This is a genomic window from Falsiroseomonas oryzae (assembly GCF_027856955.1).
Classification (GTDB): Bacteria; Pseudomonadota; Alphaproteobacteria; order Acetobacterales; family Acetobacteraceae; genus Falsiroseomonas; species Falsiroseomonas oryzae.
Map to the genome: position 1 here is coordinate 1 of NZ_JAPSMD010000132.1, position 12,922 is coordinate 12,922.

14 protein-coding genes are annotated in these 12,922 nt (G+C 71.8%); 5 read left to right on the plus strand and 9 right to left on the minus strand.

The annotated features are described in order from the left end of the window. Positions 1–138 precede the first annotated feature (138 nt). Positions 139–1,125, minus strand: coding sequence for a Bug family tripartite tricarboxylate transporter substrate binding protein (locus OZN99_RS14405; RefSeq protein ID WP_270935936.1), 987 nt, complete (start codon positions 1,123–1,125; stop codon positions 139–141). 16 nt (positions 1,126–1,141) lie between these two features. Beyond that, positions 1,142–1,867, minus strand: a complete 726-nt coding sequence (locus tag OZN99_RS14410; protein ID WP_270935937.1) for an SDR family oxidoreductase — start codon at positions 1,865–1,867, stop codon at positions 1,142–1,144. An 89-nt stretch (positions 1,868–1,956) separates the two neighbouring features. Between OZN99_RS14410 and OZN99_RS14415 the strand changes: the two genes are divergently transcribed. From OZN99_RS14415 to OZN99_RS14435, 5 genes are read left to right on the plus strand one after another with little or no spacing between them, the layout of a single operon-like run. After that, the gene (locus OZN99_RS14415; RefSeq protein WP_270935938.1) at positions 1,957–2,739 is read left to right on the plus strand and encodes an enoyl-CoA hydratase/isomerase family protein; all 783 of its coding nucleotides are present in this window, start codon (positions 1,957–1,959) and stop codon (positions 2,737–2,739) included. Positions 2,740–2,757: 18 nt separating this feature from the next. Then, positions 2,758–3,447 carry a cyclase family protein gene (locus tag OZN99_RS14420; protein WP_270935939.1) on the plus strand — a complete coding sequence of 230 codons (690 nt, stop codon included), beginning with the start codon at positions 2,758–2,760 and terminating at the stop codon, positions 3,445–3,447. Next, a complete protein-coding gene (locus tag OZN99_RS14425) occupies positions 3,444–4,835 on the plus strand; it encodes an amidase (RefSeq protein ID WP_270935940.1) in 1,392 nt (463 codons plus the stop codon). The genes OZN99_RS14420 and OZN99_RS14425 overlap by 4 nt, the downstream gene beginning before the upstream one ends. 3 nt (positions 4,836–4,838) lie before the next feature. Next, positions 4,839–5,813 carry a Bug family tripartite tricarboxylate transporter substrate binding protein gene (locus tag OZN99_RS14430; RefSeq protein ID WP_270935941.1) on the plus strand — a complete coding sequence of 325 codons (975 nt, stop codon included), beginning with the start codon at positions 4,839–4,841 and terminating at the stop codon, positions 5,811–5,813. A 4-nt stretch (positions 5,814–5,817) separates the two neighbouring features. After that, the gene (locus OZN99_RS14435; protein ID WP_270935942.1) at positions 5,818–6,711 is read left to right on the plus strand and encodes an SMP-30/gluconolactonase/LRE family protein; all 894 of its coding nucleotides are present in this window, start codon (positions 5,818–5,820) and stop codon (positions 6,709–6,711) included. Between the two features lie 31 nt (positions 6,712–6,742). On the opposite strand, the gene OZN99_RS14440 is transcribed toward OZN99_RS14435, so the two are convergent. The 7 genes from OZN99_RS14440 to OZN99_RS14470 all read right to left on the minus strand — a co-directional run. Next, complete coding sequence (locus OZN99_RS14440; RefSeq protein WP_270935943.1) at positions 6,743–7,810, minus strand: threonine aldolase family protein; 1,068 nt, start codon at positions 7,808–7,810, stop codon at positions 6,743–6,745. Positions 7,811–7,892: 82 nt separating this feature from the next. Further along, the gene (locus OZN99_RS14445; protein ID WP_270935944.1) at positions 7,893–8,540 is read right to left on the minus strand and encodes a glutathione S-transferase family protein; all 648 of its coding nucleotides are present in this window, start codon (positions 8,538–8,540) and stop codon (positions 7,893–7,895) included. A 97-nt stretch (positions 8,541–8,637) separates the two neighbouring features. Then, the gene (locus OZN99_RS14450; RefSeq protein ID WP_270935945.1) at positions 8,638–9,141 is read right to left on the minus strand and encodes a type II toxin-antitoxin system RatA family toxin; all 504 of its coding nucleotides are present in this window, start codon (positions 9,139–9,141) and stop codon (positions 8,638–8,640) included. A 13-nt stretch (positions 9,142–9,154) separates the two neighbouring features. After that, the gene (lipA, locus tag OZN99_RS14455) at positions 9,155–10,147 is read right to left on the minus strand and encodes a lipoyl synthase (RefSeq protein ID WP_270935946.1); all 993 of its coding nucleotides are present in this window, start codon (positions 10,145–10,147) and stop codon (positions 9,155–9,157) included. A 35-nt stretch (positions 10,148–10,182) separates the two neighbouring features. Beyond that, positions 10,183–11,577 carry a dihydrolipoyl dehydrogenase gene (lpdA, locus tag OZN99_RS14460; protein ID WP_270935947.1) on the minus strand — a complete coding sequence of 465 codons (1,395 nt, stop codon included), beginning with the start codon at positions 11,575–11,577 and terminating at the stop codon, positions 10,183–10,185. Between the two features lie 5 nt (positions 11,578–11,582). Beyond that, entirely contained in the window at positions 11,583–12,068 is a 486-nt protein-coding gene (locus tag OZN99_RS14465) for a GNAT family N-acetyltransferase (protein WP_270935948.1), read from the minus strand. A 1-nt stretch (position 12,069) separates the two neighbouring features. Beyond that, positions 12,070–12,922: 2-oxo acid dehydrogenase subunit E2 (locus tag OZN99_RS14470; RefSeq protein WP_270935949.1), on the minus strand; the 853-nt coding region annotated here is incomplete at its 5' end.

Genomic DNA, 12,922 nt, shown 5'->3' on the forward strand with positions numbered 1-12,922 from the left:
CGCAGCCCGCGGAGATCGCCGCCCGGCTGCTGCTGGCGGCGCGGCCGCGCGACCTGCGCCACGTCATCGGCGGCGGCGCCTTCCTGCTGCGCGACGGTGAGCTGGTCTCGCCGGCGCTGCGCGCCGTCGCGCCCTGACTCAGTCCGGCCGGATTCCGGCATCGCGCACCAGCCGCGTCCAGCGCGCACGGTCGCGCGCCACGAAGGCCGCGAACTCCGCCGGCGTGCTCGCGGCGGGATCGACGCCGATCGACTCCAGCCGGGCGCGGAAGGCCGGCTGCGCCAGGGCGGCCGCGACCTCCTGGTTGATGCGCGTCACTGCCGGTTCCGGCGTGCCGAGCGGCACCAGCAGCCCGTAGAAGCCCACCGCCTCGAAGCCGGGGACCCCGGCTTCGGCAACCGTCGGCACCTGCGGCAGCGTCGGGTGGCGGATCGCGGTGGACACGGCCAGGACGCGCACGCGGCCGTCTCGCACATGGGGCATCGCGGTCGGGATGGTGTCGAACATCATCGCGACGCGGCCGGCGATGACGTCCACCATCGCCGGCCCGCCGCCGCGATAGGGCACATGCGCGATGTCCACGCCGGCCAGCGCCTTCAGCTGCTCCATGAACAGATGGATCGAGGACCCGTTGCCGGCCGAGGCGTAGGAGAGCTGGCCCGGCCGCGCGCGAACCAGCGCGAGCAGTTCCGGCAGCGTCTGCGCCGGCACGGCGGGATGCACGACGAGGATGGAGGCGACGGTCGCCACCATCGTCACCGGCGCCAGGTCGCGCGCCGGGTCGAAGGGCAGGTTGAACAGCGCGGGATTCATCGCATTGGGGCCGGTGCTGCCCATTACCAGCGTGTGGCCATCCGCCGGCGCGCGGATCGCCGCCTCGGTGCCGATGCTGCCGCCTGCGCCGGCGCGGTTCTCCACCACCACCGCCTGGCCGAGCGGCCCCGCGATTTCCTCTGCCAGCGCGCGGGAAAGCAGGTCGGCGGCGCCGCCCGGCGGGAAGGGGCAGATGATCCGGACCTGCCGCGTCGGCGCCCAGCTTGCCGTCTGCGCAAGCGCGCCGCGTCCCGCCGCAGCCACGGCCAGCCCCGCGAGGACCACGCGCCGCCCTGTCCCAACCTGCCGCATCGGTCTCCTCCTCCACTCAGGCCAGCATCGCGCCGCCGGCGCTCTGGCCGCCGCACACGAACAGCGTCTGGCCCGTGACGTAGCCGGACCGCGCATCCAGGAAGAACGCCACGGCCTGCGCCACGTCCTCGGGCGAGGCGAGGCGGCCCATTGGCACGCTGTCCAGGATCTTCTGCCGGCGCGGACTGCCCGGCGGGTTCAGCTGCTGCCACAGCGGCGTGTCCACCGAGGCCGGCGCGACGACATTCGCGGTGATGCCGTGCGGCGCCAGCTCCGCCGCCCAGCTCCGCGTCGCGCCGACCAGCGCGGCCTTCGCCGCGGCATAGGCGGTGCGCGCCGGCAGTCCCAGCATGGCGCGGCTGGCGATGGAGACGATGCGCCCCATGCGCGCGGCCTGCATGCCGGGCAGCAGCGCCTGCGCGCACTGGATCGCGCAGCGCAGGTTGAGCGCCAGCACGGCATCGAGGTCGGGCAGCGAGGCCTCCGCCAGCGTGCCGGGGCGCACGGTGCCGACATTGTTCACCAGCCGCGTGATCGCGCGTTCGGCCGTCGCCTTCGCCAGGGCTTCCGCGGTGGCCGCGGTGTCGGCGAGGTCCACGGCCATGTGCGTCTCGCCCGGCAGCGGCGCGGCCGGCGCTTCGCGGTCGAGCGTGAGCACGCGCCAGCCCTCCGCCGCGCAGCGTGCCGCGACGGCGCGGCCGATGCCCTGGCTGCCGCCGGTGACGAGGACCCATTCGGCCATGCCACTTCCGCATCCGCAGGTTCCGCGCAATCCTGGGCACGCCGCGGCGGCGCTGTCCACCGCGCGCCAACGGCGGAGGACGGCGTCGCATGGAGGAGTTCCGCTCGCTGCGGCTGGACCGCGAGGGGCCGGTCGCCACGGTCACCATGCTGCGGCGGCACTCGCATGAGGAGATTGCCGAGGTCTTCACGCGGCTGCGCGCCGACGACAGCGTGCGCGTCGTGGTGCTGACCGGATCCGACGGCGAGTTCCACGTGCCCGGCCCGGCGGCCGACTACCTGCTGCCCGGCGGCGGGCACAAGCTGACCGATCCGCACCATGCCTGGCGCACCTTCTCCGCCATCATCCGCGGTCACCAGGCCATGGCGGAGATGGAGAAGCCGGTCATCGCGCGCGTGAACGGCCCGGCCTATGGCTTCGGCCAGAGCCTCGCCTTCGCCTGCGACCTGATCGTCGCGCAGGACGATGCGGTGTTCATGGACCACCACATGGGCGGGCCGATCCCCGGGCGCACGAAGTTCTTCTCCAACGTGCCGGGCGATGGCGGCTGCGCGCTGATCCCGCTGTTCCTGACGCCCTGCAAGGCGAAGGAATACCTCATGCTCGCCAAGCCCTACACGGCGGTGGAGCTGGAGCGGATGGGCATCATCAACTACGCCGTGCCCGCGGCGCAGCTGGATGCGAAGGTGCAGGAGATGGTGCAGGGTCTGCTGGCGCGCGGCAGCTTCGCGCTGGCCTGGACCAAGCGGCTGGCCAACCGCCACGTCGTGGAACAGCTGAACCGCGTGCTGGATGCCGGCGTCGGCTACGAGATGGTGGCCTTCCTGCAGCGCGAGAAGCTGGGCGGCAAAGATCCCACAACCCTGGACTGACGGAGCGAGAGACACGCCATGGAGATCATCGACCTCAGCCGCGAGATCTTCCACCGGACGCAGACGCATCCCTCGCATCCGCCGGTGGTGATGACCGTGTGGAACGACCATGCGGAGAAGAAGGTCGCGGGCAACACGGTGTTCAGCAGCAAGGCGCTGTCCATCGCCTTCAGCGACCATGCGGGCACGCATGTGGACGCCCCCGTGCATTTCGACCCACGGCCCGGCGCACTCTCCATCGACCAGGTGCCGCTCGAGAAGTTCTACACCTCCGCCATCTGCCTCGACCTCTCGCATGTGCCGCTGAAGCACGCGATCACCGTGCCGGAGATGCAGGCGGCGCTGGCGAAGTCCGGGCAGGAGATCCGGCCGGGCGATACGGTGCTGCTGCACATGGGCGTGAATGAGCGGCTGCTCGGCAAGCCCGGCTACCTGCACGACTTCCCGGGACTGGCGCTGGAGTCCGTGCACTGGCTGGCCGACCGCGGCATCGGCATGTTCGGCGTCGAGGCGATCAGCCCCGCGCCGGAAGGCGAGCCCAACTTCCAGGCGCACATGGCCTGCGCCGAGCGCGGCATTACCCACATGGAATGCCTGGCCAACCTGGAGAAGCTGGTCGGCCGCGGCCGCTTCCGCTTCATCGGCTTCCCGCTGAAGATCCGCGGCGGCACCGCCAGCCCGATCCGCGCCGTGGCAATCTTCGAGTGACGGAGGAGCTGGAGGCCACCGTCGCGGCGCTCGCCACCGGCGCCGTCACCGCGCGGCAGCTGCTGGCGCGCTGCGTCGCGCGGCTGGAAGCAGAGAACCCGCGGCTGAACGCCGTCGTCACCACCGACCTGCCGGGCGCGGAGGCCGCCGCGGATGCCGCCGATGCGCGGCGGCGCGCGGGGGCTGCCCTCGGCCCGCTGGACGGCGTGCCCTTCACGGTGAAGGACAACCTGTTCGTCGGCGGGATGCGCGCGACCTGGGGCTCGCGGCTGTTTGCCGACCATGTCGCGCCGGCGGACGATCTCTGCGTTGCGCGGCTGCGCGCGGCGGGGGCAGTGATGCTCGGCAAGACCAACACGCCGGAATTCGCGCTGGCCGCGCATACCAGCAACGAGATCTTCGGCGCCACGCGCAACCCCTGGGACGCGACGCGCGTGCCGGGCGGATCCAGCGGCGGGGCGGCGGCGGCGGTCGCGACGGGCATCGCGCCTCTGGCACTCGGCACCGATGCCGGCGGGTCCATCCGGCTGCCTGCGGCGCATTGCGGCGTCACGGGCTTCCGGCCGAGTGTCGGGCTGATCCCGCGACTGCACGGCTTCCCGCCGCTGGCGCTGGACTTCCAGGCCATAGGCGTGATGACGCACCGCGTGCGCGGCGTGCGGATGGCCATGGAGGTGCTGGCCGGACCGGATGCGCGGGACCGTGCCTCGCTGGCCTTCGGCGGCCTGCGCGCCGCGACGCCCGGGCCGCTCGCCATCCGCCTGTCGCTGGGCGCGCCGGGCGCGACCGTCGATCCGGAGGTGGCGGGGCTGGTGCATGACGCGGCGCGCGTGCTGGCGGGCCTCGGCCATCGCGTCGCGGAGGGACCCATGCCGCATGACGGCGCTTCCCTCGTCTCCATCCGCTCCGTGCTGAGCTCGGCGGGCGTGGCGCGCGTGGTCGCCGCGCATCCGGGCTGGGAGGGGCTGGTGACACCCGCGATCCGCGCGGCGGCGGAGAAGGGCCTCGGCATCCCCGCCGCGCAGTACGTCGCGGCGCTCGATGCGCTGGCCGACTGGCGTGCCGCGACCGCGGCCGCGATGCAGGGCGTGGACATCCTGGCGACGCCGGTCTGCCCGGTGCCGGCCTGGCCGATCGAGGCGCCGACCGCCGGCGGCGCGCCGGGCATGCCCGCCGGGCCGCCCGATGCGGTGGCCTTCACCGCCTTCGCCAATGCGATGGGCTGGCCCGCGATCAGCGTCCCATGCGGCCTGACGAAGACCGGCCTGCCCGTCGGCCTGCAGCTCGTCGCGCCCTATGGCGAGGACCACCAGCTGCTGGCGCTGGCCGAGGCCTACCAATCCGCCACCGCGTGGCATGCGCTGCGGCCACCGCCGCCGAGGGAGTAGCCGATGACCCCGTCCCGCCGATCCATGCCCGCACTGATCGCAGCAGCCCTCGCCGTACCGCGGCTGGCCCGAGCGCAGGCCTGGCCGACACGCCCCGTGCGCCTGGTGGTGCCCTTCCCGCCGGGCGGCCCCACCGACATCATGGGCCGGCTGCTGGCGACGCAGCTGGAGGCGGATCTGCGCCAGCCTTTCGTGGTGGAGAACCGGGCCGGCGCCACGGGCGCCATCGGCAGCCAGGCGGTGATCCAGTCGCCGCCCGACGGCTACACGCTGGTGGTGGGCACGCTGGGCTCGCACGCGCTGCAGCCGCTGATCGCGCGCACGCCGGCCTACGACCCGCGGCGCGACTTCACGCCCGTCTCGCTCTTCGCGACCATCGCCAATGTGCTGATGGTGCATCCCTCCGTCGCGGCACGCAGCGCGGGCGAGCTGGTCGCGCTGCTGCGCGCGGAGCCGGGGCGGCACAACTACGGCTCCGCCGGCGTCGGCTCGCCGATCCACCTCTCGGCGGTGCTGCTGGAACAGGTGGCGCAGGTTCAGGCGGTGCACGTGCCCTATCGCGGCTCGGCCCCCGCGCTGCAGGACCTGCAGGCCGGCCGGCTGACCTTCATGTTCGACGCCGTCCCCTCGGCCATGGGGCTGATCCAGTCCGGCGCGGTGCGCGCACTCGCCGTGACCACGCCGCGCCGCATCGCCGCGCTGCCGGAGCTGCCGACGATGGAGGAGGCGGGCATCCGCCCCTACGACGCCTATACCTGGAACGCCATCTTCGGCCCGCCCCGCCTGCCGGAGCCGATCGTCGCCCGGCTGAACGAGGCGGTCGCCGGCATCGTCGCGCGGCCCGAGTTCCGCACACGCGCGGCCGGCCTCGGTGCCGACGCCATGGCCTCCACGCCCGAGGCGCTGCGCGCGCTGGTGGTGGCCGAGATGGAGAAATGGCGCCCCATCGTCGCCGCCGCCGGTGCCCAGGAGGGTTGAGCCGATGGTGGAGATGCGCCTCGTCGCCGACACAGGCGACGAGCTGGGCGAAAGCCCGGTCTGGGACCCGCGCGCGGGCTGCCTGTGGTGGCTGGACAACCTGAAGCCCGCGCTGCACCGCCTGGTGCCGGCCAGCGGCGCGCATGGCGAGTTCCCGCTGCCGGAGTTCGTCGGCTCCATCGGCTTGCGCGCGCAGGGCGGGCTGATCGCCGGCACGCTGCGCGGCTTCGCCGTGATCGAGCCGGAGCGCGGCCTCTACCAGACGATCGCGGAGCCGGAGCCGCTGGCGCTCGGCAACCGCATGAACGACGGCAAGGTGGATCGCCGCGGCCGCTTCTGGTGTGGCGGGATGAACGCCCGCTTCGTCGAGACCTACGCGCCCAGCGCCTCGCTCTGGCGGCTGGATCCGGACGGCAGCGTGCACCGGATGGAGACCGGCATCATCGTCGGCAACGGCATCGCCTTCAGCCCGGACGACCGCACGATGTACCTCTCCGACAGCAGCGCGAAGACGGTCTGGGCCTACGATTTCGACCTGGACGCCGGCACCATCGCCAACCGCCGCGTCTTCCTCTCCTCGGCGAACACGCCGGGGCACACCGGCAAGATCGACGGCGCGGCGGTGGACACGGAGGGCTTCTACTGGGCGGCCGTGCCCTATGACGGGCTGCTGATGCGCTACGCGCCGGATGGCCGCGTGGACCAGTGCTGGCGCATGCCGGTCTCCTGCCCGACCATGCCGAGCTTCGGCGGGGCGGAGCACGACGTGCTCTACGTCACCTCCGCCCGCAAGTTCCTGAACGGCTGGCAGCGCCGCGTGCAGAAGATGGAGGGCGGCGTGATCGAGATCCGCGGCCTCGGCGTGCACGGCCTGGCCGAGCCGATGTTCGGCGGCTGAGGCGTCTGCCCGGAAGGCGGCGGCGCGGCGGTCAGCCGCGCGCCACCGCGGCGCGCAGCAGCTGCAGCGTCTCCTCGATCATCGCCGCCGTCACGTCGAGATGCGTGCAGGCGCGGATGCGGCCGCCGAGCATGGACAGCTGCACGCCCTCCATCCTGAGCCGTCCGACCAGGGCAGCGGCGGACATGCCAGCGCCGGCGGGGTCGAAGAACACCAGGTTGGTGTCCGGCTCCTCCACCTTCATGCCGGGGATCTGCGCCAGGCCGCGCGCCAGCGCCTTCGCGTTCGCATGATCCTCCGCCAGCCTGTCCACATGGTGGTCCAGCGAATACAGGCAGGCGGCCGCGCAGATCCCGGCCTGGCGCATCGCCCCGCCCAGGCGCTGCTTCCAGCGCCAGGCCTCGTCGATGAACTCCGCCGAGCCGCACAGCACGGCGCCCAGCGGCGCGCCGAGCCCCTTGGTGAAATCCAGCCAGACGCTGTCGAACCCCGCCGCCATGTCGGCGGCGGAGCAGCCAGACGCGACGCAGGCATTCATCAGCCGCGCGCCGTCCATGTGGGTGGCGAGCCCGTGCTCCTTCGCGATCCCCGCGATCTCGTCCAGCACCGACTTCGGCCAGACGGCGCCGCCGCCGATGTTGGCGGTCTGCTCCACCTCGACAAGGCGCTGGGTGGGGGTGTGGCGCGACTTGCCGCGGATATGCGCGCGCAGCTCGTCAGGCGAATACATGCCGCGCGCGCCCTTCAGCGGCAGGATCTGGAACCCGCCCAGCGCGGCATGCGCGCCACCTTCGCTGGTCAGGATGTGCGCCGTCTCATGGGCGATGATCTCCTCGCCCGGGCGGCAATGCGTCAGTGTCGCCGCGACGTTGCACATGGTGCCGGACGGCATGAAGACCGCGGCCTCCTTGCCCATCAGCGCGGCCATGCGGTCGCAGAGGGCGTGCACGGTGGGGTCGTCGCCATGCTGCTCGTCCCCCACCTGCGCCCGCATCATCGCCTCCTTCATGGCGGACGTCGGGCGCGTCTGCGTGTCGGAATAGAGATTGATGCGGACGGGCGGCGCGCCGACGGGCGGGCGCTGCGGGGCGTGGACCATGTTCCCTCGCGATCCTGGGTTCGCTCGCGCCGCAACCTGCCAGGGTTGCGGCGCGGCGTGAACCCGCCGGCGGACGCCGCGGTCAGCCGAACAGGCGGTGTCGTTCCCAGAGCGGCGCGATGGCGGGCCGGGCCGCGACCGCGCGGGCCAGCGTCTCGATGCGCGGGCAGTTGCGCGGTGTCCAGGCGCGGCCTCCGCACCAGCGCGACATGACGGCCAGCGGGATGTCCGCCAGGCTGAAGCGCGCGCCGAGCAGGAAGGGGGATGCGGGATCGCCGCTCAGCTCGGCATGCGCCTCCACGACGCGCAGCACGTCATGCCCCATCTCCTCGGCACGCGTGCGGATGCCGGGCTCCGCGGCGGGATCGGGCGTGAAACGCCCAGGATAGTCCCAGCGCGTCACATGCGGGTAGAATTCACCGGCCATCAGCGCCATCCAGCGCAGCGCCGTGGCGCGGGCCGGATCGCCGGATGCGGGCAGCAGCGCCGCCTTCGGATGATGGTCCGCGATGGTGAGGAGGATGGCGAGGTGCTCGGTCATCACCAGGCCATCCGGCAGTACCAGCGTGGGCAGCCGGCCCATCGGATTGATCGCCAGGTAGTCGGGCCGAAGCTGGTGGTCGCCCTCCAGTGGCACCGCGCGCAACTCCGCGCGCTGGCCTGCCTCGGCCAGCGCCATCTCGACCATCGCGGAGCCGGAGCCCGCATCGCCGTAGAGCACATATCCCATCCGCCAAGCCTGGCGCGGCCGGCGGGTGGATCGCCAGTGCATTCGGTTGATGGCGGCCAGCAGCGGCGCTGATCGCGCGCGCCGGGGGCGCGCCCGTTCAGCCCGGGGTGGACGGCGCGGGCCGCGCCGGCCCCAGCTGCGGCCGCGTGCGGCCGTAGAGGATCATCGCCCGACGCTCGAAGGCGCGGACCATGAGCCGCACGGCCTCGTTGAAGACGGTCCCGATCACCGCCTGCAGCAGGCGCGACTTGAACTCGAAGTCCACGAAGAAGTCCACCTCGGTCGCGGCGCCGTGGCCGTCCCCGCCCGCCGGGGCGACGGCATTGAACCGCCAGTGGTTGTTCAGGTAGCGGAAGGGGCCGTTGAGGTAGCGCACATGCACGTGGTGCGGGCGCTCCAGCGTGACCTGGCTGCGGAAGGTCTCGCGGAACATCTTGAAGCCGATGGTGAGGTCCGCGATCAGCTCGTTCTCGGTTCGGGAGATAACCCGCGCGCCGACGCACCAGGGCAGGAACTCGGGATAGCGGCGCACATCGGCCACCATGTCGAAGAGCTGCTCCGGCGTGTAGGCCAGCACCTTCTTCTCGGCATGGGTCGGCATGCGCGCGGCGGCCTCAGGCGGCCCTGGCTGCCAGCTGGGCCTCGCGCGCGGCCCGCAGCGCGGCGAAGTCCCGGTCGGCATGGTAGGAGCTGCGCGTCAGCGGCGTTGCCGAGACCAGCAGGAAGCCCTTGCCGCGCGCCACCTTGGCGTAGTCCTCGAACTCGTCCGGCGTGACGAAGCGGTCGACGGCCGCGTGCTTCACCGTCGGTTGCAGATACTGGCCGATGGTGAGGAAGTCCACGTCGGCGCTGCGCAGATCGTCCATCACCTGCAGCACCTCGATCCGCTTCTCGCCCAGCCCGACCATCAGGCCGGACTTGGTGAAGATGGAGGGGGCGAGCTGCTTCACGCGGTCCAGCAGGCGCAGCGAGTGGTAGTAGCGGGCGCCCGGCCGGATCGTGGGGTACAGCGCCGGCACGGTTTCCAGGTTGTGGTTGAAGACATCGGGCCGGGCTTCGACCACGATCTCCAGCGCGCCGTCCTTACGCAGGAAGTCGGGCGTCAGGATCTCGATGGTCGTGTCGGGGGCTGCGTCGCGGATGGCGCGGATGGTCTGCGCGAAATGCGCCGCGCCGCCATCGGCCAGGTCGTCGCGGTCCACGCTGGTGACGACGACGTGCCGCAGGCCGAGCTTCGCCACCGCATCGCCGACGCGGCGAGGCTCGTCCGTGTCCAACGCCTTGGGGATGCCGGTCGCGACGTTGCAGAAGCTGCAGGCGCGCGTGCAGGTCTCGCCCATGATCATCATGGTGGCGTGGCGCTGCGACCAGCATTCCCCGATGTTCGGGCAGGCCGCTTCCTCGCACACCGTGACGAGGCCGTTGGCACGCATCAGCGCATGGGTCTCGCGATAGACCGGGCTGGTCGGCGCCTTCACCCGGATCCAGGCGGGCTTGCGCTGAATAGGGTTGTCGGGGCGATGCGCCTTCTCCGGGTGCCGGTCGGCACCTCGGAGCGGCCCCTCCCCGGCGCTTCGCCGGTGATCGATTTCCACGCGCGTGGTCATGCGGGGGATGTGGCGCCTGGGGCGGGGCCCGTCAATCAGATGTGGATGACCCGGCCGTAAGCATCCAGCACCGCCTCATGCATCGTCTCGCTGACCGTGGGGTGGGGGAAGACGGTGTGCATCAGCTCGGCCTCGGTCGATTCCAGGGTGCGGGCGATGCCGTAGCCCTGGATCATCTCCGTCACCTCGGGCCCCACCATGTGGGCGCCCAGCAGCTCGCCGGTCTTGGCGTCGAAGACGGTCTTCACCAGCCCCTCCGGCTCGCCCAGCGCGATGGCCTTGCCGTTGCCGATGAAGGGGAAGCGGCCGACCCGCACCTCGTGGCCGAGTTCCTTCGCCTTCGCCTCCGTCAGGCCGACGCTCGCGACCTGCGGGCGGCAATAGGTGCAGCCCGGGATGTTCAGCACGTCCATCGCATGCGGGTGCTTCCCGGCGATGGCCTCCACCGTGATGATCGCCTCGTGGCTCGCCTTGTGCGCCAGCCAGGGCGGACCGGTCAGGTCGCCGATGGCGTAGATGCCCGGCTCGCCGGTGTTGCCGTAGGGGTCGGTGACGACGTGCGTCTTCTCGACCTTCACCTTCGTCCCCTCGAGGCCGATGTCCTCCACGTTGCCGACGATGCCGACTGCGGAGATCAGGCGATCCGCCGTGATCTCCTGCACCTTGCCGCCGGCCTCGATGACGGCGGTGACGCTGTCGGCGTTCTTGCGCACGCCCTGCACGCGGGCGCCGGTCAGCAGCTTCATGCCCTGCTTGGTGAAGGACTTGGCGACGAAGGCGCTGATCTCCGCATCCTCCACGGGCAGGATACGGTCCATCACCTCCACCAGCGTCACCTGGGCGCCCATGTTCAGGTAGAAGCTGGCGAACTCGCTGCCGATCGCGCCGGAACCGACGACGATCAGCGACTTCGGGAGCGCCGTCGGCGTCATTGCCTCGCGGTAGGTCCAGATCAGCTTGCCGTCGGGCTCCATGCCCGGAATCACGCGCGCCCGCGCGCCGGTGGCGAGGATGATGTGCTTTGCCGTGATCTCCGCCACCGGCTTGCCGTCCTTGCTGACGGAGAGCTTCCCCGGCCCGGCCAGCCTGCCGTGACCGTCGAAGACGGTGACCTTGTTCTTCTTCATCAGGTGCTTCACGCCGCCCGAAAGCTGGCCGGCGACGCCGCGGCTGCGCTTCACCACCTTCGCGAAGTCGAAGCGGATGTTGTCGGCGGCGAAACCGTACTGGTCGAGGCTGTGCAGCAGGTGGTTGATCTCGCTGGCGCGCAGCAGCGCCTTGGTGGGGATGCAGCCCCAGTTCAGGCAGATGCCGCCCAGGTTCTCGCGTTCCACCAGCGCGGTCTTCATGCCGAGCTGGCTGGCGCGGATCGCCGCGACGTAGCCGCCGGGCCCGCCGCCCACCACCACGATGTCGAAGCTCTCGGCCATCGATGTCACCCCTGCTGTGAGGCGAGCGCCGAGAGCGCCTCGCCGGTGAGTTGCTGCAGCGCCCAGCCCTCGCGCGGCTTGGCGCCCAGGCTGCGGTAGAAGGCGATGGAGGGTGCGTTCCAGTCCAGCACGGACCATTCCATCCGACCGCAGCCCTGCGCCAGTGCGCGGGCCGCGAGATGCGCGAAGATCGCCTTGCCGATCCCCCTGCCCCGCATCGCCGGCTGGACGAACACGTCCTCCACATAGAGCGAGGGGCGGCCGAGGAAGGTCGAGAAGCTGTAGTACCAGACGGCGAAGCCCACCGGCGCGCCATCCCACTCGGCGATCAGCGCCTCCGCCCGGCGCGGCTCCCCGAACAGGAAGCGCGCGAGCGTCGCCTCGTCGGCCCTGACTTCATGCGACAGGCGCTCGTACTCCGCCAGCGCGCGGATGAAGTCCAGGACCAGGCCGAGATCGCCCGGCCCGGCGTCGCGCAGGCGCAGCCCCATCCTACAGCATCAGCGACAGCGGCTGCTCGACGATGCCCTTGAAGGCCTGCATCCACTCCGCGGCCAGCGCGCCGTCCACGATGCGATGGTCCACCGAGAGCGTGCAGGTCATCACCGTCGCGATCGCCAACGCGCCATCCTTGACCACAGGCCGCTGCGTGCCCGCGGACACCGCCAGGATGCCGGCCTGGGGCGGGTTGATGATCGCGCTGAAGTCGCTGACGCCGTACATCCCCATGTTGGAGATGCTGAAGCCGCCGCCCTGGAACTCCTCGGGCTTCAGCTTGCCGGCCTTGGCGCGCGCGGCCAGGTCCTTCATCTCGTTGCTGATCGCCGCCAGGCCCTTCTGGTCGGCCTTGCGGATGATCGGCGTGATCAGCCCGTCCGAAATGCTGACGGCCACCGAGATGTCCACGTCGTCGTAGAGGATCGTCGCGTCGTCGGTCCAGGACGCGTTGACCTTCGGGATGCGCCGCAGCGTCACCGCGGCCGCCTTGATGACCAGGTCGTTGACCGAGAGCTTGAAGGCACCGGGCCCGTCCTTGGGCGAGGCGGCGTTGAGCTGCCCGCGCAGCTTCAGCAGCGCGTCCAGCTCGATATCCATCGTGACGTAGAAATGCGGGATTGTCGCCTTGGACTCGGAAAGCCGACGCGCGATGACCTTGCGCATCGTGCTGTGCGGCACCGCCTGGTGCGGGGCCGTGATGGGCGCGGCGGGCGCCTTCGGGGCCGGTGCCGCGGCAGGTGCCGGGGCGGCGGCAGCGGGTTGCGGCGCGGGCGCGGCCTTCGGCGCCGGCCCCTTGGCCAGGGCCGCCTCGACATCCGCCTTCACGATCCGCCCGTTCGGGCCGCTG